14 protein-coding genes are annotated in these 20347 nt (G+C 56.7%); 6 read left to right on the top strand and 8 right to left on the bottom strand.

Annotated elements, in window-relative coordinates:
* The first annotated feature begins 61 nt into the window (after positions 1-61).
* Positions 62-1477, top strand: a complete 1416-nt coding sequence (locus PGH32_RS12575) for an NAD(P)/FAD-dependent oxidoreductase (protein WP_314422899.1) — start codon at positions 62-64, stop codon at positions 1475-1477.
* Between the two features lie 210 nt (positions 1478-1687).
* Here the strand turns inward: PGH32_RS12575 and PGH32_RS12570 are convergent, their stop codons facing one another.
* Both PGH32_RS12570 and PGH32_RS12565 read right to left on the bottom strand, forming a co-directional pair.
* Positions 1688-2095, bottom strand: a complete 408-nt coding sequence (locus PGH32_RS12570; protein WP_314422902.1) for a DUF2000 domain-containing protein — start codon at positions 2093-2095, stop codon at positions 1688-1690.
* 41 nt (positions 2096-2136) lie between these two features.
* Positions 2137-3006 (bottom strand): AraC family transcriptional regulator, encoded by an 870-nt coding sequence (locus PGH32_RS12565; RefSeq protein WP_314422904.1) that lies wholly within the window; start codon positions 3004-3006, stop codon positions 2137-2139.
* A 326-nt stretch (positions 3007-3332) separates the two neighbouring features.
* On the opposite strand from PGH32_RS12565, the gene PGH32_RS12560 reads away from it, so the two are divergent.
* Together PGH32_RS12560 and PGH32_RS12550 are read left to right on the top strand one after the other, a co-directional pair.
* A complete protein-coding gene (locus tag PGH32_RS12560) occupies positions 3333-4109 on the top strand; it encodes a DUF3750 domain-containing protein (protein ID WP_314422907.1) in 777 nt (258 codons plus the stop codon).
* Positions 4110-4605: 496 nt separating this feature from the next.
* Entirely contained in the window at positions 4606-5100 is a 495-nt protein-coding gene (locus PGH32_RS12550) for a helix-turn-helix transcriptional regulator (protein ID WP_337894183.1), read from the top strand.
* A gap of 37 nt (positions 5101-5137) precedes the next feature.
* Here PGH32_RS12550 and denD read toward each other — a convergent pair whose 3' ends face one another.
* The 3 genes from denD to mgtE all read right to left on the bottom strand — a co-directional run bounded on the left by denD (position 5138) and on the right by mgtE (position 9148).
* Entirely contained in the window at positions 5138-6115 is a 978-nt protein-coding gene (gene denD / locus PGH32_RS12545) for a D-erythronate dehydrogenase (protein ID WP_337894182.1), read from the bottom strand.
* Positions 6116-6132: 17 nt separating this feature from the next.
* The gene (locus PGH32_RS12540; RefSeq protein WP_443112775.1) at positions 6133-7446 is read right to left on the bottom strand and encodes an MFS transporter; all 1314 of its coding nucleotides are present in this window, start codon (positions 7444-7446) and stop codon (positions 6133-6135) included.
* A 268-nt stretch (positions 7447-7714) separates the two neighbouring features.
* Positions 7715-9148 (bottom strand): magnesium transporter, encoded by a 1434-nt coding sequence (mgtE, locus tag PGH32_RS12535; protein WP_314422919.1) that lies wholly within the window; start codon positions 9146-9148, stop codon positions 7715-7717.
* Positions 9149-9751: 603 nt separating this feature from the next.
* Here mgtE and PGH32_RS12525 point away from each other — a divergent pair.
* Positions 9752-11983 carry an EAL domain-containing protein gene (locus tag PGH32_RS12525; RefSeq protein WP_314422922.1) on the top strand — a complete coding sequence of 744 codons (2232 nt, stop codon included), beginning with the start codon at positions 9752-9754 and terminating at the stop codon, positions 11981-11983.
* On the opposite strand, the gene tehB is transcribed toward PGH32_RS12525, so the two are convergent.
* The 3 genes from tehB to ppk1 form a co-directional block, all read right to left on the bottom strand.
* Positions 11984-12586: a tellurite resistance methyltransferase TehB gene (tehB, locus tag PGH32_RS12520; RefSeq protein ID WP_337894180.1), complete on the bottom strand. Its 603-nt coding sequence runs from the start codon at positions 12584-12586 to the stop codon at positions 11984-11986.
* A 72-nt stretch (positions 12587-12658) separates the two neighbouring features.
* Complete coding sequence (ppx, locus tag PGH32_RS12515) at positions 12659-14185, bottom strand: exopolyphosphatase (protein ID WP_105593246.1); 1527 nt, start codon at positions 14183-14185, stop codon at positions 12659-12661.
* A gap of 9 nt (positions 14186-14194) precedes the next feature.
* Positions 14195-16255, bottom strand: coding sequence for a polyphosphate kinase 1 (gene ppk1 / locus PGH32_RS12510; RefSeq protein ID WP_314422932.1), 2061 nt, complete (start codon positions 16253-16255; stop codon positions 14195-14197).
* A 212-nt stretch (positions 16256-16467) separates the two neighbouring features.
* Here ppk1 and PGH32_RS12505 point away from each other — a divergent pair, with 212 nt between their 5' ends.
* Positions 16468-18690, top strand: coding sequence for an ABC transporter permease subunit (locus tag PGH32_RS12505; protein ID WP_443112755.1), 2223 nt, complete (start codon positions 16468-16470; stop codon positions 18688-18690).
* Complete coding sequence (pstA, locus tag PGH32_RS12500) at positions 18690-20336, top strand: phosphate ABC transporter permease PstA (RefSeq protein ID WP_337894293.1); 1647 nt, start codon at positions 18690-18692, stop codon at positions 20334-20336. The genes PGH32_RS12505 and pstA overlap by 1 nt, the downstream gene beginning before the upstream one ends.
* The last annotated feature ends 11 nt before the right edge of the window (positions 20337-20347 follow it).

Genomic DNA, 20347 nt, shown 5'->3' with positions numbered 1-20347 from the left:
TTTCGCAGGTAACAACTCAGGGAAAAGCTGAATACCTGTTATTTATAAGGAACGTTTCAAAATGAATATCACAAGAAGAAAATTTTTGATTGGCGGTGCAGCCGTTGTTGCTGTGGGTGGTGCCGGGATCCTGACTCCGATGCTGACTCGCGAAGGGCGACTGATCCCGGGTAAACCGCGTGTTGGCTTTGTTGACGGTCTGAACGGATCGTTGCCAAAGCAGGCCGATGTGGTGGTGGTGGGCGGGGGTATCCAGGGGATTATGACCGCAATCAACCTTGCTGAGCGCGGCCTGTCGGTTGTGGTCGTTGAAAAAGGCAATATTGCCGGTGAGCAGTCAAGCCGTTTTTATGGTCAGGTGATGACCTATAAAATGCCGGATGCCACATTCCAGCTGCACCACATGGCGAAGCAGCGCTGGCGCGAAATGAATGCCAAAGTGGGTGCCGATACCAGCTATCGCACGCAGGGCAGGGTTGAAGTTCCACTGGATGATGAAGATTTAGCACACGTCAGACAGTGGATCGATACCAAACATAAAGAAGTGGGTGCCGATATCCCCTTCAAAACCAGAATCATTGAAGGTGATGAACTGAGCCAGCGCCTGAAAGGCGCCACTTCCAGCTGGAAAATCGCCGGATTTGAGGAAGACTCAGGCAGCCTTGACCCTGAAATCGCCGCCTTCGTGATGGCTGAATACGCCATGAAGATCGGTGTAAAAATTTACACCAACTGCGCCGCCAGAGGCATTGAAACCCAGGCCGGTGCCATCTCAGATGTGGTGACCGAAAAGGGCGCAATCAGAACGTCACAGGTTGTCGTTGCTGGTGGAGCCTGGTCACGTCTGTTTATGCAGAATCTGAATGTGAATGTGCCAACGCTGCCAGCCTATCAGTCGCAGCAGTTGATCAGCGGTGCTCCGGGTGCGCCGGGCGGTAACGTTGCCCTGCCGGGGAATATCTACTTCCGTGAACAGGCCGACGGCAGCTATGCAACCTCACCGCGTGTGATTGTTGCTCCGGTTGTGCAGGAATCCTTCATGTACGGCTACAAGTATCTGCCGCTGATGTCCCAGCCTGACTTCCCGGTGCATATTTCACTCAACGAGCAGCTAATCAACACCTTTATGCAGCCAAAACACTGGGCGCTGAATGAGGTTTCGCCGTTCGAGAAATATCGCGATATGACCGCAGCCCCGGACGTTCCTGAGCTGGAAAGCTCGCTGGAGAAACTGAAGGCGGAGTTCCCGGCGTTCAAAGACTCCAAACTGATCGACCGCTGGAGTGGAGCGATGTCGATTGCGCCGGATGAGGATCCAATCATCTCCGTGGTGAAAGAGTATCCGGGTATGGTTATCAACACTGCAACGGGCTGGGGCATGACGGAAAGCCCGGTTTCGGCAGAAATCACGGCCGATCTGCTGTTGGGCAAAACGCCGGTTCTGAATCCTGCGGCATTCAGCCTCGATCGTTTCTGACGGCGCGGGTTGGCCCCAGGGCTTTATGAAGCCGGACACGTTTCCGGGATGACGCAGTAAGCCAACGCGACATGACCGGGGACTGTTCCGGTCATGGTAAGTCGTTCCTTTTCGGGAAGTGTCCGGCGTCACGCGAGTTAACGCGCCGGCCTCACTAAACATGCATCACAGCCGGGATAAGGCCTTATCGTCACGCTCTGCCATCTGCCATCAACCGTGCAGGCCCAGACCTTTAATGACCTTATCCACGATCTTTTTCGGCCCGCGAACCCCCAGCCCAACCAGATTCAAACTATCCGCCTCCTCGGCCATAAAGACTTCGCGGTTCGCCTCATCGTGCCCGGTCGAAAACATCGCGTGGACATAGGGGATCAGCGTTAATTCACGCTCAAGTCCTTTCCGATGCGCCGTCTGTAATCCACCGATATCCGCTTCAAAAATCAGCATGGGCTGCCCGGATATCTTGCCATACTGCCGGCCTTTGGCATCAACGTAGGGCGCACCCATGATTTCAGGTGCGGCGGCGGCGATCCCCGTCGCCAGAAACGCCACAACATTTAAACGTTGCCAGGTGGGCAAATCATTACGCACGATAAACGCAATTTTTGTATCAAACATCGGTCAGCCTTCTCGGATCGCTAAAAGAAGTCACATCATCGTCAGCGAGGGGCAGATCGGTCTAGAACGTTTGTGCAGCGGTGTTGATAAGCGGCAGGAGAAAGACGATAAGCGCGCTGGAACCAGCGGCCCATATGGCTCTGGTCGGAAAAGCCCACCTGCAAGGCAACCTGTGCAGGCTCAATACCCCGAGCCAGCAGCATCCGCGCCGTGCGCAGCCTGAGCCGCACGAGATAAGCATGAGGTGACTGGCCGAACGCCTTCTTGAACTGGCGGCTGAGGCGAAAACGGTCGATCCCGGCGTGGCGGGAAAGCTCATCCAGCCCGATATCCTGGTGCATCTGGTCGTGCAGATAATCCCGCAGCTGATAGATCCGTGCCAGAGCGTCGTCCAGGATGAAAGACGGCCTGCTGTTAATATGGCGGGAGAGCAGCGACAGCAGTTGATCGAGGGTTTGATCGCGGGCCAGGCGACCTTCCTGATGATGTATGGCGAAAAATGCCTGCTGGATGGCCGTGATTAATTGTGAATCATCGGTCAGGGTGTGGCAAAACGCCGCCTCAAGAACGGATACGTCCCCCAGTCCGCGGCGCTGCATCATGTCTGTGACCCAGCTTTGCGGCAGATACAGCATCACATAGGTGAACCCTTCGATATCAGGCGCATGACCGTCGTGAACGGCACCGGGTTCGATCAGGATTGCCCGACCCGGCTGGCTGGTGTGCAGGGTGCGGTGGCAGTGAAACCGCTGCAGCCCCTGCATCGTCACCCCCACCAGCAGTTCGTCATGATCGTGGGGATCGTAGGCATGACCACGAAAATGTGCATTGATGCTTTCAATCCCGCTTTCTTCATCACGACGGAAATGAACCCAGTCCCTGCCGGCACCCGTACTGCCCGTCGTATTCATCAGATAATTCCTCGTACCGTGCCCGCCGCGAGCAGGAAGAAAAGAGAAGATAGCGTCACATCGTGCCACCGTTCGGGGAAATCGTCTACCGACTGTCAAGGTATGTAATAAGCGCCGGTCTGCAATAGACGGGCTGCGCCTTTTATGTCAATTTAGCGACAGATGCCGTACATCTTGCCTGCATCAATCCGCAAACCTTCAGCACCCCCTCCCGAATATTCCCGGTCAGATGCAGTGTGTTTCCCACGCCCGGAGAAAGGCAGGAGTGAAATGTGAATTTTTGTGCGGTATTCACCCTGAACTGAAAACTGATACAGGAGTTGGCTATGCTGCCATTAAAAGCGCTGAGTTTGATTATTCTCTGCATCATGCTGCTGTCGCTGGGAGCCAGCCTGGCGAAGGCTACGCATCACCCGGAATCGGCCGGGCAGGGCTGGTGGTCAGCGCGACGCGATTCTTCCGGAATGGCACCCGATCCGTCAAGACTGGCAAATCTGGCCATCGTGCAGGTCTATGTGGCACCAACCTACGGCTGGAAAGGCAAGGTAGCCGTTCATCCGTGGATCATCTTCAAGCGCGCAGGTGAAACCCACTTTAGCCGCTATGAAGTGATTGGCTGGGGGAATGGCGACAAAGTGCGGCTTAATGCCAACGCGCCGGATGGCTACTGGTATGGGGCAAAGCCCCGCCTGCTGGTTGAGCATCGTGGCCCGGCGGCGGAGGCCATGATCCCGCAAATTCAGGCGGCCATTGCCTCTTATCCCTGGCCGCAGACCTATCACGCCTGGCCCGGTCCTAACAGCAATACCTTCATGGCCCATATCGGGCGTGAAGTGCCTGCTCTGAAGCTGGATATGCCGGCGAATGCGGTGGGTAAAGATTTTCGATCCCTGCTGAATCCGGTGGGGCTGCCGCCCTCCGGACGGGGGCTGCAGGTGTCTCTGCTGGGTATTGCCGGCGTTACGCTGGGGGCTGAAGAGGGGGTTGAAATCAACATTCTGGGCTTGAACCTGGGGCTGGAGTTTGCCCCGTTGCGCCCGAGACTGCCTTTTATTGGCGGTATCGGCGGGGATAACCTGCAAAGCCAGCGCCTGCAAAACTAAGGACGCTGTATTTTTTACCCCTTCTTGCCGTGGCTGGCGACATTTTGCGAGCCAGCCCACAGCATCATTCTCTTCAGTGTAAATCCACCATCATTTTTACGGCAGCGCTCCAGGCGTTGCCTGTTCATTCTGGTTCTTTCGCTTCTGGCCTGGCAGAGTAGGAGAAAGAATAACCAGGTTGTCGATTGACAACTTTAATCTCAGGTTACAGTATGGAGGAACAGATGGGGCGACATTGCCATGCTATAAAAGAAATTGAAGCGGTACTCAGGTACGCCGAAGACCAGGGGTGGCGAGTCGTGAGCAGAGGTGGCCATGCCTGGGGGAAAATGTACTGTCCGTGGAACAGCGTTACCTGTCGATGTGGCGAGTTTTGCATTTGCTGCATCTGGAGTGCGCCTGGGAATGCCGTCAATCATGCCAGGCAGCTCAGGCGAGTCGTTGAACATTGTACTTTCCGTCAACAGTACGAGGCTGAATCAGGAAGAGGAACGCCATGGAATACACATTTACATTGAAGTATCGGCTGTCACAGACGCTCTCTGACACGGACGATCTGGTTGAAAGACTGGCACAGGCAGGCTGTAATGATGCGTTGATTGGGCTGGGGATCCCGGGTCGTATCGCGCTGGAGTTTATCCGCGAGGCGGACTCGGCACAGCAGGCAATTCACAGCGCCATGCAGCAGATTGCCTCTGTTATGGCAGATGCGATTCTGTTTGAAGTTTCACCGGATTATGTTGGCTTGACCGATATCGCTGACCTTATCGGCGTCTCCCGGCAGAACATGCGGAAATTGATGCTGGCCCATCATCTGACTTTTCCTGTTCCGGTACATGAAGGGTCAACGGCCTTCTGGCATCTTGCTGATGTGCTGTCATGGCTGGAAGGGCGGGGAAGTTATCGCTTGCCTGCGGGGGTACAGGAGACCGCTCTGGTGGCACTAAGCATCAATCTGCTTAACCAGAAGCGGCGTTACCGGCCGGAATAAGTCCGCAGGGGGCCGGTCAATACCGGCCCCGATGCGATCAGGCGGTGGCTTCTTTTTCGGCCAGATATTCCCTGACCATTTCGTCAAAAGAGGCGTTCGCTTCGAAGCCGAGGCGGCGGGCGTAGTCGGCATGGAAATCGCCGGGCCAGGAGTTAACGATGTTAATAATCGCCTGGTCTGGCTGATAGCTGATGCGGGACACAACCTCATCGCCGGCAATATTGCGCAGGGAACCGATCATCGTTTCGACGGTGACCGACAGGCCGCACAGATTGATGACGCGGCCCTGGTCCAGCCTGTCGCCGTCCAGTTCATGACCGCGAATGAGCGCAGCAACGGCTTTATCCGGCGACATCAGCCACAGGCGGGTATCGGTACTGACCGGGCAGTTTGCCGCTTCACCGTTCAGCGGCTCACGGATAATACCGCTGGCAAAGCTGGATGCAGCGGCGTTCGGTTTACCTGGGCGAACGACGATGGTGGGCATACGCAGGCTGCGACCATCCAGGAAACCCCGACGGCTGTAGTCTGACAGCAGCAGGTCGTTCATCGCTTTCTGCGTACCGTAGGAGCTTTGCGGCATCCATACCTGCTCATCTGGAACTTTTTCCGGCAGTTTGCCCCCGAACACCGCCACTGAACTGGTGGTGACCAGGCGAATACGCTGCGGTAAAGCGCGCAGGCGTTCCATAATCTGACGAGCGGCGTCGACGTTGATTTTCATGCCGAGATCGAAGTCCTGTTCGGCCTGGCCGGAAACAATGGCCGCCAGATGGAACACGCTGTCGGTCTGCTCACCTATCAGGTTAGCCAGCTCGGTCGGGTTACTGATATCGCCGCAGACAACGTGCAGGCGCGGATCGTTAATGCCGGTCAGCGGGGTGATATCAAAAGCGGTGATCCGTGTAATGTCCTGCGGCTGCCCCTGACGGTTAAGCAGTGAGCCTTTCGCCAGCAGCGCCTTAACCAGTTTTTTTCCCAGGAACCCGGCGGCACCGGTGATGACGATATTCATAATTTGCCTCGTTAAAATTAGCGGTTAACAACACGGCCGGGGATCAGGAAGATCGCCGCAGCGCCAACAAACAGCGTGCAGGAGATAATCAGCATGCCGGTCAGGGTCGAATGAGTCAGGTCGGTCAGGAATCCCATCAGGTAAGGCGCAACAAAGCCCGCCAGGTTACCAAAGGAGTTAATCAGGGCGATGCCCACGGCTGCCATCGTACCGCCGAGGAAGGCCGTCGGCAGGCTCCAGAACAGCGGCAGCGTACTCAGGCCACCGGCCGCCCCCAGGGTCAGGCCGAACATGGCTATCCACAGGTTGTCGGCGTACAGCGCGGAAATGACCATCCCCACGCCGCTCATAATGGCAATCACGGCCAGATGCCAGCGGCGTTCACGGTGCTTATCGGCACTGCGGGAGGCGACAATCATGGTGACAATGGCGGCGGCGTAGGGGATCGCCGTCAGCAGGCCAACCGTGAAGACGTCCTCAACCCCGGCGTTGCGCACCAGCGTTGGCAGCCAGAAACTGACGGTATAGAAACCGGCGATCAGGCAGAAGTAGATCAGCGTCAGCAGCCACAGTTTGCCGTTGCGCAGCACCGCGCCAAGGCTGGCCTGCTCAACGGGTGAATCCTCCACCGCGTCTTCCTGCACGCGGGCGTTCATGATGGCTTTCTCCTCCGCACTGAGCCATTTGGCATCGTTAATGCGATCGGGCAGCAGTTTTAATACCAGCAGGCCCACCAGCAGCGACGGGGTGCCCTGCAGGATAAACAGCCATTTCCAGCCTGCAAGCCCGTGCATATTGTGGAAATGTTCCATAATCCAGCCCGAAATCGGACCGCCCAGCAGACCGGAAAGCGGAACGGCAGCCGCAAACAGCGCGAACATTTTCCCGCGACGGTAAGACGGGAACCAGAAAGAGAGGTACAGGATAACGCCAGGGTAGAATCCCGATTCCGTCAGGCCCAGCATAAAGCGCACGGCATAAAACTGAAACGGCGTGGTGACCAGTGCAGTAAGCGGAGCAATCAGAGCCCAGCAGGCCAGCAGCGCGGCCAGCAGGCGGCGCGCGCCAAAGCGCTGCAGCACAATATTGCTGGGTACCTGGAAGAAAAAGAAGCCGATAAAGAAGATCCCGGCGCCTAAACCGTAAACGGTTTCAGAGAATGACAGGTCGTTCGACATTTGCAGCTTGGCAATGCCGACGTTGATACGATCGAGATAAGCAAAGATATAGCTGATCATCAGGATGGGCAGAATACGCCAGACCGCTCGTTTCCACGCATTTTCCTCCCGATCGCTGATATGGCTGCTGAGCGGCGGTGCCGATGTATGCATATTCATAATTCATCCTTCGTGTAGGGAAGAGTCAGAGGAAAATCCGTTCTTCAGGTAATGAAACGACGTTACAACAGCGGCGGCGCATCTTCTGTCCGGCGAGCGGGAACGTTAATAATGGTGAAGCTTTGTTATTTTTTGTTAGATTAACGGCGAAGATGAATTTGATCTGCGTGATATGTCACATTACAGACCATTAATTATCATTTTATAACAGTTTTAAGGTGAGAAATGGGACTGCCCCCGAGAGAGAACCGGGGGCGAAGGCTTAATGCAGAAGAAAGAGGGTGGCGAGTCCGAGGAAGATAAAGAAGCCGCCGGTGTCGGTCAGTGCGGTAATCAGCACGCTGGAACCCACGGCGGGATCGCGTTTGAGTTTGGTCATCAGCAGCGGGATCAGAACGCCCATCAGTGCCGCAAGCAGCAGATTCAGCACCATCGCCAGCATCATCACCCCGCCCAGCGCCGCATTGCCGTACATGGCCCAGGTGACGCCGCCCATAATCCCGCCCCAGAACACGCCGTTAATCAGCGCGACGCCCAGTTCACGACCAATCAGGAAGGAGAAGTTGCCGGGTTCAACCTGGTGTAGCGCCAGGGCGCGGACGATCATGGTTATCGTCTGATTACCGGTATTACCGCCGATCCCGGCGACGATAGGCATCAGCGTGGCCAGCGCTACCAGCTGGGAAATGGTGTCCTCGAACAGGCCAATCACCCGCGAGGCGATAAATGCAGTACACAGGTTGACTGCCAGCCAGGTCCAGCGGTTACGCACGGCTTTTCTTACCGGCGCAAAGACATCCTCATCCGGGTTAACGCCCCCCATTTTACGAATATTGCTGTCGTTTTCATCGTTGACCAGGTCAATCACATCTTCAACGGTAACGCGCCCGATGAGTTTGCCTTTCGCATCAATGACGGCGGCGGAAATCAGGTTATATCGCTCGAAGGCGCCCGCCGCATCTTCGGCCTTGTCATCAATCAGGAAGGTGGTCGGACTGTCGTTCATCACCTCAAGCACTTTTTTATCCGGCGTGTTAAGCAAAATTTCGGTGAGCGGCAGCTCGCCCTGCAGGGTGTTATTTTTGTCGGTAACAAAAAGCTTATCCGTGCCTTCAGGGATGATTTTCCTTCGCCGTAAGAATCGCTGTACGGTGGCAAGGGTGATATCCGAACGCACCGTGACCAGATTAAAGTCCATAATCCGGCCAACGCGATCGCGATCGAAGTGCATAACGTCCAGCACCCGCGAGCGCAGGCTGGGGTTAAGCGAGGTCAGCAGGCGGCCGGTTAAGTCGCGGGACAGATATCGCGCCAGATAGGCCTGATCGTCAATATCCAGCGGTTCAATAGCCCGCAGGAGATCGCGGTCGCTCATCTCCTCAATCAGGCTTTCCCAGACGCTTTCAGAGACTTCAACCAGCACCTGACCGCGCCGGTCATTGCCAATCAGGCTCCACAGGGCCAGACGCTCTTCCCCCGGCAGGGCTTCCAGCAGGTCGGCAATATCGGCGGCGTGGAGCAGGGGCAGGGTGTGCTTGATTTCGTTGATTTGTTCGCGGTGAGCTTCGGCTTCGGCCGCTGACTCCTGCAGGGGGTGGCCCAGCAGCGTATCAACCAGATCTTTATCGTTAAGCAGCAGGTTTAAAAGGCGGCCACGAATTTCAGCCAGTTGTTGAACATGAGAAAGGGCTGACATACAACGTCCTTTAATCTGGCGGATGAACAGGCAATGTGAGGTTACAGCTTAGTCGATATAAGGCGCTGAGGAAGCGGCAGACGCAAACGGCAGCCTGCCGGGTTTACCGCCCGGATGCGGCTAATTATCTTTTACGGCGCTGACGGACGTGGCAGGCGCCGCTTTTTTCTGCTGATGGTGTTCAATCGCACCAGGCACCACGTATATCAGCCGGCCTATCAAAATGATAAAGCTGACAAACAGGATGATACGGGTCATTGTTCCGGTTTTTTGACGTTTTCGAAATGACATAGCGTTATGCACGCAGTTGATCCAGTAATGCCCCTGACGGGCGATGATTAATTTAGACACAGCGGGACGTTAACGTCAATGACTGCGGGCACCGCAGTGAGGCCGGTAAAAAAATTTCAGGCATTTGCATACGAATTCATGGACAGAATCAACTATCCGGAAGGGGAGTTGTAGTAAGATTGACAGCCATCAACCAGGAATGAGTATTTCAACCTACAATAGCATCAGGACATTATTCATTATCATCGACGTGTCTTATTGTTATCGAAACTTTTAAAACCTGCACAGCACGTTAAAAAGCATCTTACATAAATGAAGAAATCCGTTTTTATTAAAAATTTTTCCGCCCGATTTTGGGGATTACCTCTGCTGTTATCACTGGTCACGCTGCCTCTGGCCTCTGCGCTTTCCGTTCGTTTATGGCTTCCGGAAGGGTATGTCTACCTGATATATCTGCCTCTGGCGTTGATGATAGCGTTACTGATGGTCTTCAATTGGGCAGCCCTGCCCGGCATCGCCATTGCCCTGTGCTGGCACTATTTTCATCGCTACACGCCGCTGCAGGCGGTCACTATTATTTCCGTTTTTCTGATCACGCTGTCCATGTGCTGGGGGGGATACACCCTGCAGTCAAACCGCCGCTGGCGGGGAGAGATTGGGGAAATGCGGACGGTGGCGGTACGGCTTTTCTGGCTGGCATTTGCCATGCCCACGCTGTTTATCGTGCTGATGCAAATCGTCACGCCGATGAATATTTTGCCGTTGAATAATTCGATATTCTCCAACAACCTGTTTTCCATCCATACATTGCTGAATTATCAGTCTGCGATGCTGGCTCTGCTGGCCACCGCACAGCTGTTTTATTTTGCGCTGCGTATGGTGCGTAATCCCCTTTTCTTTTACACGCTCCGCCGACGCTGCCGCAATCAGTTTGCTTCCAGCGTCACCTTCAGGGAGTGGATGCTCTGGCTGAGCCTGGTTCTGTTTTTGCTGCTGATGCTGACCCAGTTTCACAACACGCAGGAAAATCTGTTAACCACCGATTACGGCATTCCACTGCTGCTTCCCCTGATGCTGTGGGCCGCCACGCGATTCGGCTATCTGTTTACCTCGCTAAGCTGGGGCGTCCTGCTTATCGTGCTTTATCAGCTTCGCGACCGCTATCTAAGCCCGAGCACGGAGGGATATCATCTTGCCGTCATCTCCGCGAATCTGCTGGTCTTTACGCTGACCATTATGCTGATGTCGGCCATCAGCACGCGACAGCGGCGGCTGCTGGACAAAGCCCGCCGTATGGCGCTGACCGATCCGGTGATTGGCTTACCGAACGTGCGCGCCCTCAGTCAGGATCTGGCCCACAATACCGGGGCCGTGCTGTGTTTTCTGCGCATCCCCGACCTCGATCGCCTGAGCCGGACCTATGGCCTGCAGCTGCGCATTCAATACAAGCGCAGTCTTGCTGAGCATTTAAAACCCTGGCTGCTGGCTTCGGAAAACGTCTACCAGCTTCCCGGGTTTGACCTCGCGCTGAGGCTGGAACACGCCGCGAGCCTGGCGCGTATCGAAAGCCTGGAAACCCGGCTGAAAGATTATCATCTGAGCTGGGACGGCCTGCCTATTCACCCTGATGTGGGCATCAGTTACTGCAGCGTGATGCCACCGGTCAACTTCCTCTATGAGCTGCTGGGCGAAATGAGCGCGATGGCGGAAGTCGCGCTGCACAGCGGGCACGCGGAAAATCTGCAGCAAAAGGACACGGTGCCGGTACAGCGCCAGCTCACGGAAAAACTGGCGATGCTGCAGGATATTCAGCTGGCGATGCAGAACGGCCGATTTTATCTGATGACGCAGAAAATCCGCGGGATGCGAGGCGACGACTACCATGAAATTCTGCTGCGGATGGTGAATTCGCAGGGGGAGCATCTTAAACCCGCGCAGTTTATCCCGGTGATACAGGAATTCGGCCTGACGTGGGAGGTCGATCAGCTGGTCCTGGATCAGGTACTGGCATTTATCGATCGGCATCGCGTGCAGTTACCCGGGATCCGCTTTGCGGTGAACCTGTTTGCGGCCACGCTGTGCCGACCTCAGCTGGCGGCAGAAATCTCCGCACGCCTCAAGGCCAGCAACATCGAACCCTGGCAGTTGATTATTGAAGTTGCCGAGTCGCCGATGCTCAGTGACTACAGCTGGGGGAATCGCAGTATTGCGCAGCTACGCCAGCTGGGATGCCGGGTGGCGATCGATGATTTTGGTACCGGCTATGCCAGCTACTCCCGTCTGAAGCAGGTACAGGTGGATATGCTGAAAATCGACGGCAGCTTTGTGCGCAATATGCTGCAGAGCAGCCTGGATTACCAAATCATTGAGTCAATCTGCGTGGTCGCGCGCTTAAAACGTATGCAGATCGTCGCTGAATATGTGGAAACGCATGAAGTTGCCATGGCGCTGCGTAAGCTTGGCGTGGATTATCTGCAGGGGTTTGTTATTGGCATTCCGGAGCCGTTGGACAATCTGGTCACGGCCCCGGATGATGCGCGGTAATCAGTCTTTCACGCTCGCTTTCTGCGCCAGGATGGTCGCAAAGCGCAGCGAAATACGCTGGCCGTTTTCGTCGGTTTTATGCAGCTGACCGACGTTTTCGTTGTACTTGATGATGTGCCATTTACGGTAGTAGTCGCTCAGCTCACCGGATTTGAAGGCGAACGGAAAACCGAGGGTGCAGGGATAATCAGGGGTATCCATGGCGGCGACGATCAGGTTAAAACCGTCCCGCGTCGTGCTGGCCTGCATATCCGCAATCAGCTGCGGGATGGTTTCCGGCTGTAAAAACATCATCACCACCGTCGACAGCACCATGTTGTAGGAACCGTTGAAACGCAGGGTGTTGAGATCGTGCTCGGCGGTGAGGATGCCGGTCAGATTTTCAGCGGTAATAATCTCATTTAAACGCGCCAGGCTGGCGGGGTTTTTATCCCATGCTGTGACGTCAAAGCCGCGATTGTTGAGGTACAGACTGTTGCGACCGTTGCCGCAGCCCACATCCAGCGCGGATCCGCCGTCAAGATACGGCAGAGCGGCAACGACCTCAGAGTGGGGCGGGGTAAGCTGGTACGTTTCCGTAAAGAAATTATCGGGTCTTGTCATCGTGTTGATTCTTCTATCCGTAAAAAAGGGTTCAGGCCAGCCTGAACCCCACAAAAGCTGTAACCGGGTGGGTTACTGCTCTTCCTGGATCGTCAGCTGCCAGCCGGTAACGTCGTTCCAGTAGCTCTGCTCGCGCTCAAGATCCAGCTGAACCAGGTTGTTCTGGCTGAAGTAATCACGCGGGAACGTCAGCGTCCAGTGACCGTCATCAGTTTGTAACTGCAGATCGCTGGGGCGGGTGGTGGCCTGGCGCTGATTGTTCAACAATGTCCCAAGGCGCAGCAGGAAGACCAGCGGCAGGAACTGTTTGCGTTTGAACAGCGTCAGGCGTGGCATTTCGTCCACTTTAACCGCCTTGCGGTGGAAGCGTACCAGCGTTGCCAGCAACGATTGTTGATCCTGGTTAAACCCGGGCATATTGGTATTTTGCAGGATATACGCCGAATGGCGATGCATACCGCTGTGGTTAATGGTCAGCCCCACCTCGTGCAGCATCGCAGCCCACTTCAGCAGCGCGGCCAGCTGAGGATTTTCCAGCTTCGGGTTCTGTTCGCGCCACTGTTCAAACAGCTGCTCCGTGGTTTCCAGCACACGACGGGCCTGATCGCTGTCGATAGCATAATGGTTGGCCAGGCTCTGCGCCGTGCGGCTGCGAATATCCTGATGGCGGAAGCGGCCTTCCATCTCGTACAGCACGCCTTCACGCAGCGCACCGTCGGAAAGCCGTAGTTCACGGATCGCCAGCGCGTCAAAGACGCCGCAGAGGATTGCCAGGCCGGGAACGAAGACCCCTTTGCGTTCTTCTGACAGCCCCGGCAGGCTCAGAGCATCGAAAGATTTATGCTTGATGACCTCGTCATACAGCTTTTCCAGCCGTTCAGGGGTGATCAGCTTGTCCTTCTCGCCCATCGCCACCAGCACTTCGCAGGCGGCTTTAATGGTGCCGGATGCGCCCAGCGCATACTGCCAGCCCATCAGGCGATACTGCCAGGCCAGGGTTTCCAGCTTCTGCGCCGCTGCCAGCCGCGCGCGGCGGAAGGCCTCTTTGCTGATGGTGCCACCGGGGAAATAGAGGTTGGCAAAGCTGACGCAGCCCATACGGCGGCTTTCTACCAGCTTTGGCTCAAAGTCTTCACCAATGACCATCTCGGTTGAGCCGCCGCCGATGTCGATGACCAGCTTGCGGCCTTTTTCCGGCTGGGTGTGTTCCACACCCATAAAGATCAGGCGGGCTTCTTCATGGCCCGAAATGACTTCAATCGGGTAGGGGATCACTTCCGCCGCGCGCTGCAGGAAATCCTCGGCGTTAACCGCCTGGCGCAGCGTATGCGTGCCAACAATGGTCACGTTGCTCGGGCTGAAACCCTGCAGGCGTTCTGCAAACAGCGCGAGGCAGCTCAGGCCACGCTGGATCGCCTCTTCACTCAGCACGTTATTGCTGTCCAGGCCATCGGCCAGATGGACCCGCTGCTTCAGGCGACCCAGAACCTGCATGGCACCGTCCACTACGCGGGCAATCACCATGTGAAAACTGTTCGAACCGAGGTCGATAGCGGCAAGTTCCTGCGGTTTAGGCGTACTTTTATGGGATATTGGCATAGTTGTGTGTCAGTCAGGTTGCTCAAGAGATTTAATATAATCGTAAATAGCCAGCTGCGCGCGAACCTTACGGCGGTTGCCGCGGGGTACATAGCGGTTGCTCAGTTCTTTATCGACATAACGGGCCTTCAGCGTATCACTTAACAGAATGGCGATAATATCCAGCACACGCTGTTTCAGAATAGGATCGAGAATGGCGACGGCTACTTCAATACGGTAGTCAATATTTCGCGTCATCCAGTCAGCGGAGGAGAGGAAGACCTTTTTATCGCCGCCGTTATCAAAAATATAGACGCGATCGTGTTCCAGATAGCGGTCAACGATGCTGATCACGCGAATATTTTCGCTGATACCTTCCAGATCCGGGATCAGCGAGCACATCCCGCGCACCAGCAGGTTCACTTTTACGCCCACGCTGGAGGCCGTATACAGGCGATCGACCAGGCCTTTATCGACCAGGTTGTTAATCTTGAGGGTGATCCCAGCCTGAATGCCGTTCTGCGCGTTGGCAATCTCGGCATCAATCAGCTGATACAGCATTTTGCGTGAGTTCTGCGGCGACACCATCAGATGTTCAAAACTTACCGGACGATACGGGTTTTCAATAAAGTTGAAGACCCGGCGAACTTCATTTGTGATACGCGCATCGGCAGTCAGCAGCGAATAGTCGGTGTAGATCCGCGCGGTTTTTTCGTTAAAGTTACCGGTACCGATGTGGGCGTAGCGGACGATCTCGCCGTTTTCGCGGCGTGAAATCAGGAACAGCTTGGCGTGGATCTTCAGGCCCGGCGCGGAGAAGATAACGTGCACGCCGGCCTCGGTCAGGCGCTTCGCCCAGTGAATATTCGCCTCTTCATCGAAGCGGGCCTGCAGTTCCACCACTACCGTGACTTTCTTGCCGTTATAGGCCGCATGAATCATCGCGTCCATAATGCGCGAGTGCTTAGCCACGCGGTAGATGTTGATCTTGATGGCTAAAACCGACGGGTCAAACGAGGCCTGGCGCAGCAGCTCCAGTACGTGCTCAAAGGTGTGGTACGGATAGTAGAGCAGTACATCGCGATTGCGAATGGCATCAAAGCCGTTACGGAAGCGGTCAAACCAGATATGACGCAGCTGCGGCAGCGGTTTATTGACCAGGTTCGCTTTACCGACGTTAGGGAAGCCGATGAAGTCCTTAAAGTTATGATAGCGCCCGCCGGGAACGATCGAATCGTAGTTGGAGATGTTCAGCTTTTTACGCAGCAGCTCAACCATCGCATCGGGCATGTCGCGCTGATAGACAAAGCGCACCGGCTCGGCGGTCAGACGCTGCTTCAGGCTGGAAGACATCAGCTCCAGCAGGCTGGACTCCATCTCGTTGACCAGATCGTATTCCGCATCGCGGGTCATCTTCATCGAGTAAGCGTTCAGCGCATCGTAGTCAAAGAAACCGCGGAAGATATCACCCAGGCAGTAGCGCAGGATGTTATCCAGCAGGATCATTGGCTTGCGGCGGCGCGGTGTTTCCGGCGGCAGGTTAACGAAGCGCGGTACCTTGTCCGACGGGATTTCCAGCAGGGCATAACGGAAGTCTTCGCCGCGAATAATTTCCACCGCCAGATAGGTGTAATCATCCTTGAGGAATTCAATCAGGTCGGTGTCTTCGTTGATTAGAATGGGCGTAATATGCTGGCGAAGATGGTGTTTGAAGTAGTGGCGCAGCCAGCTCTGCTGATTGGGGGAAAGCTGGCGTTCGTTAATCAGGAAGATCTGATTACGCGCCATTTCCAGCAGCAGGTCGTTATACAGGCTGTCGAACTCCTGATCGGCCTTGAGAACGCGCGCCTGGATTTTTTTTAGCAAATGGCGCGGCGTGCTGGGGGAACCCTGTTCTTCACCGATCAGGATGCGACGTTTCAAATCGGCAAAGCGAACTTTATAAAATTCTTCCAGGTTATTGGAATAGATCCCCAGAAAACGCATGCGCTCAATCAGCGGGTTGGTTTTGTCTGCCGCTTCCTGTAGCACTCGCTCGTTAAAGGACAGCCAGCTTAATTCTTTTTCTATGTAAAGCTTTTCCTGACCCATTTTTACTCCGTTCGACTGATTCAGGATGAAGATATCCATTGTTCTGCAACATTATGGCGAGAGTATGGCAACAATGTCCAACGGCAGATGTATGACATTTTTGTGACAGAGACGCAGAAAGCGCCCCCGCGTCGGTGGGCATATGTCATTGTATCGCACTGTGTAATTGTCTTATTAGCCGCATACGGGCAACATAGCGACTTTACCGCATAATGGAAACCAGACCAGGCATGATCGATAACCCAATCCCCGTACACGACAACGCCCGCAGCAGACGATTTGCCGATCGTCTGACCCGGCGCGTGGTGACCGCGTGCGGGGTAGCCATCCTGCTGGTGATGCTGTTGCTGTTTTTCTGGCTTATTTGGGTGGTGATACCGTTATTTTCGGCACCGGGCTTCGAAAAAGCGGGTGAGATCAAGCTGGATTCACCCAGCCATTCGGTGGCGCTGGGTACCGATAAGGCCCAGCGCTGGGGCTGGCGTATTGATGAAGACGGCCGCGGCCAGTTTATTGAGCTGGAGGCGCAAAATGCGACTCTGCCGCCGCCACCGTCAAAGTCGGAGCAGCACCCTCAACCGCAGTCTGAGCAGCAGCTTCAACTTCAGCCCCGGACGCTGCTGGCAGGGCCGGTCCGTGCTGCCTCCAGCGCGGATAACCTGACGACGCTCCTGCTGGATAACGGCGGCAATATGCTGCTTGTCCGCCCCGATTTCAGTCTTCCGCAGAAGCCGCACTGGACGTTTCCACTGGGTGAACTCCCCATTGCGTCCGGTGATGCGCGGGTAGGGCAAATCAGCGTGGCGCAGAGCGCAGAAAACCGCTGGGTGGTGGCGCTGGCAGAGAACGATGGCGTTTCTCTGTGGCAACTGCAGCCGCAGCAGCCGGCACAGAACACCCGTCTCGCGGTCAGCAACGTGAATCAGCTGCTGCTGTCGCCCGATGGCGCGCTGCTGTTCACGCTTTCCGGCTCGCAGCTGCGCGTCTGGACGCTGGGTGAGGGCGCGCCAGCGCTGCGCGATGCGGTTACGCTGCCCAGACCGGCAAAAACCCTGGCGCTGCTCAGCGGCGGCAGTTCTCTGCTGGTCGCCGATGAGCAGGGGATTTCGCAGTGGTTTGATATTGCCAGCGCCGACGGTCCCCATCTTCGGCACATCCGCGCCTTCGACGGCGCACGCTGGCAGCCGCTGCTGTTTACTGAGGCCCATCGCCGGGTCTTTGCCACCCTCAGCCCGCAGGGTGAACTGAAAATGTATGCCAGCAAGCAGCAGGGGGCAATTCTGACGCGCCAGCTGTCGGCGGGGATTCAGCACGCGCAGTTCTCACCGGAAGGTGACGGACTGCTGGTGGAGCACGACGGCGGCTGGCAGCACTTCCGCCTGAGCAACCCGTGGCCGGATATCAGCTGGCGCAGCCTGTGGCAAAAAGTCTGGTATGAAAACTATCCTGAGCCGGACTATGTCTGGCAGTCAACGTCCGCAAATGACTACTACCAGGGGAAATACAGCCTGGTGCCAATGGTGGTGGGGACGCTGAAAGCGGCCGCGCTGGCGATGCTGTTTGCCACTCCGCTGGCGCTGGCGGCGGCAATGTATACCGCGTGGTTTATGTCACCCAGCCTGCGTCGCTGGGTGAAACCCGGCATCGAAATGATGGGCGCGCTGCCCAGCGTGGTCATCGGGCTGATTGCCGGGCTGTGGCTGGCCCCCAGGCTTGGCGACAGGCTGTCGGGCGTTATCCTGCTGCCGCTGATGCTGGCTGCCGTGCTGCTGCTGTGCAGCTGGGGGCGGCAGAAACTGCCGCCGCGCTGGCGCAGACGCTGGCTGACAGAGGGCCGCGAGGTGGTGATCCTGCTGCCGCTGCTGCTGCTGACCGCCTGTTTCTGCCTGTGGTTTGTGCCGCTGGTCGAGCAGGCCATCTGGGGGCAGGTCTGGGCCGAACGCCTCAGCTCGGGCTATCAGCAGCGTAATCTGCTGGTGGCCGGGGTGGCGATGGGCTTTGCGCTGGTCCCCCTGATCTTCACGCTGGCGGAAGATGCGATCTTCAGCGTTCCCGCCTCGCAGGGGCAGGGATCGCTGGCGCTGGGTGCCACACAGTGGCAGACCCTGACCCGCGTGGTACTGCCCGGGGCATCGTCAGGCATTTTTGCCGCGCTGATGATCGGCTTTGGCCGGGCGCTGGGCGAGACCATGATTGTGCTGATGGCCACCGGCAATACCCCGGTCACCGATGGTGGCCTGCTGCAGGGCCTGCGTTCGCTGGCGGCGAATGTGGCCGTGGAGATGCCCGAAGCGGCGGCCGGCAGCGCGCACTACCGTATTCTGTTCCTTTCTGCCCTGGTGCTGCTGGTGTTCACCCTGGTGGTGAATACGATTGCTGAAATGGTCCGCCAGCGTCTGCGGCAGCGCTACAGCCAGCAGGAGGTGCAGGGATGATGAACGCGGAACGCAACAACCATCGCTGGCGCTGGCTGACCGGCGGTGCCGTCGCCGTCAGCCTGCTGGTGTTTATGCTGCTGATTGCCCTGCTGGGCTGGCAGGGGCTGCGCTATTTCTGGCCGCAGCCGGTGGCGCTGTTTACCGTCAGTACACCGTCGGGGGAGCAACAGCTGCTGGGGGAAGTGGCCGGGCAGCAGCAGGTATCGCGCCAGCAGCTGGAGGCCAGCGGCCAACCGTTGCCGCCTGACCTGCCGGAGAACGTCACCCGCTATCTGATCAAAACCGGCAATCGCGACTTCGCCGCGCCGGATTTCCGTACCATTTTGTCCGCGGAAATCGTCAGACGGTCAACGCCAGGCGCGGCCATTGTGCTGCAGCGCCTTAGCGGTGGTAATGCCTATGGCTGGTTTGATGGCCTGCAGGAAGGCGGCCAGATGCTGATGGCGCGTGACTTAAACCAAACCCTGCAGCAGCGGCTGGTGCAGGCACGTCAGCATATTGCCGAAGCGGAAAAACTCCGCCGGGTATCGATGGCGCGGGTGAATACCCAGCTGGAAGCGCTGGAAAAACAGCGCAGAAAACAGATTGCCCGCCAGAGTTTTACCCCCCAGGCGCAGTCGGTTTACGAGGCTGACCGGGCGGAGCTACAGCGGCAGTTTGCGCGCTACGCATCGCGCCTTTCAGCCCTGCATATTGAAAGCAACAACACGGTATTGCTGCTGCGCGATGCCGCCGGCGCGACCCACCGTATTCCGCTGGGGCAGATTATATCCGCCTGGCAGCCAAATACCCTCAGCCTGTGGCAGAAATGGCAGCACTTCGGCCAGCAAATCTGGCATTTTGTCAGCGACAGCAGCGGTGACGGCCAGCGCGACGGCGGGGTATTTCCGGCGATCTTCGGCACCATACTGATGGTGCTGCTGATGTCAGTGGTAGTGATGCCGCTGGGGGTCATTGCGGCAATCTGGCTGCACGAGTACGCGGGGCGCAACATGCTCACCCGGCTGGTGCGCATTGCCGTCGTCAATCTGGCGGGCGTGCCGTCAATCGTTTACGGCGTGTTTGGCCTCGGCTTCTTTGTCTGGCTGATGGGGGGAAGTATCGATCGGCTGTTCTTCGCCGGCTCACTGCCTAATCCCACCTTCGGTACGCCGGGGCTGCTGTGGGCCTCGCTGACGCTGGCGCTGCTGACGCTGCCGGTGGTGATTGTGGCCACTGAAGAAGGGCTTTCGCGTATTCCGCCCGCGCTGCGGCAGGGTTCGCTGGCGCTGGGCGCCACGCAGGCCGAAACGCTGTGGCATGTGACCCTGCCGCTGGCGGTTCCGGCGATGCTGACCGGGCTGATCCTGGCCGTGGCGCGTGCCGCCGGAGAAACCGCGCCGCTGATGCTGGTTGGAGTGGTGAAAATGGTGCCCGAACTGCCGATTGATTCTTTGTTCCCTTATCTGCATCTTGACCGTAAATTTATGCACCTCGGCTTTCAGATTTACGATCTGGCATTCCAGAGCCCGAACGCGGAGGCCGATCGTCCGCTGGTCTTTGCCACGGCGCTGCTGCTGGTTCTGCTGATCCTGGGATTAAACCTGATGGCAATGATACTGCGCCATCGTCTTCGCGAGCGCTACCGTGCGCTGATGCACTGATACGGGATTGT

Origin of the sequence: Erwinia sp. SLM-02 (genome assembly GCF_037450285.1) — a bacterium.
GTDB lineage: Bacteria > Pseudomonadota > Gammaproteobacteria > Enterobacterales > Enterobacteriaceae > Erwinia.
This window is presented reverse-complemented; position numbering and strand designations above follow the sequence as displayed.

Bases quoted from the DNA above. Each gene is read 5' to 3' on its own strand.
- PGH32_RS12575 (WP_314422899.1), top strand. From the start codon at position 62: ATGAATATCACAAGAAGAAAATTTTTGATTGGCGGTGCAGCCGTTGTT.
- PGH32_RS12570 (WP_314422902.1), bottom strand. From the start codon at position 2,095: ATGTTTGATACAAAAATTGCGTTTATCGTGCGTAATGATTTGCCCACC.
- PGH32_RS12565 (WP_314422904.1), bottom strand. From the start codon at position 3,006: ATGAATACGACGGGCAGTACGGGTGCCGGCAGGGACTGGGTTCATTTC.
- PGH32_RS12560 (WP_314422907.1), top strand. From the start codon at position 3,333: ATGCTGCCATTAAAAGCGCTGAGTTTGATTATTCTCTGCATCATGCTG.
- PGH32_RS12550 (WP_337894183.1), top strand. From the start codon at position 4,606: ATGGAATACACATTTACATTGAAGTATCGGCTGTCACAGACGCTCTCT.
- denD (WP_337894182.1), bottom strand. From the start codon at position 6,115: ATGAATATCGTCATCACCGGTGCCGCCGGGTTCCTGGGAAAAAAACTG.
- PGH32_RS12540 (WP_443112775.1), bottom strand. From the start codon at position 7,446: ATGCATACATCGGCACCGCCGCTCAGCAGCCATATCAGCGATCGGGAG.
- mgtE (WP_314422919.1), bottom strand. From the start codon at position 9,148: ATGTCAGCCCTTTCTCATGTTCAACAACTGGCTGAAATTCGTGGCCGC.
- PGH32_RS12525 (WP_314422922.1), top strand. From the start codon at position 9,752: ATGAAGAAATCCGTTTTTATTAAAAATTTTTCCGCCCGATTTTGGGGA.
- tehB (WP_337894180.1), bottom strand. From the start codon at position 12,586: ATGACAAGACCCGATAATTTCTTTACGGAAACGTACCAGCTTACCCCG.
- ppx (WP_105593246.1), bottom strand. From the start codon at position 14,185: ATGCCAATATCCCATAAAAGTACGCCTAAACCGCAGGAACTTGCCGCT.
- ppk1 (WP_314422932.1), bottom strand. From the start codon at position 16,255: ATGGGTCAGGAAAAGCTTTACATAGAAAAAGAATTAAGCTGGCTGTCC.
- PGH32_RS12505 (WP_443112755.1), top strand. From the start codon at position 16,468: ATGGAAACCAGACCAGGCATGATCGATAACCCAATCCCCGTACACGAC.
- pstA (WP_337894293.1), top strand. From the start codon at position 18,690: ATGAACGCGGAACGCAACAACCATCGCTGGCGCTGGCTGACCGGCGGT.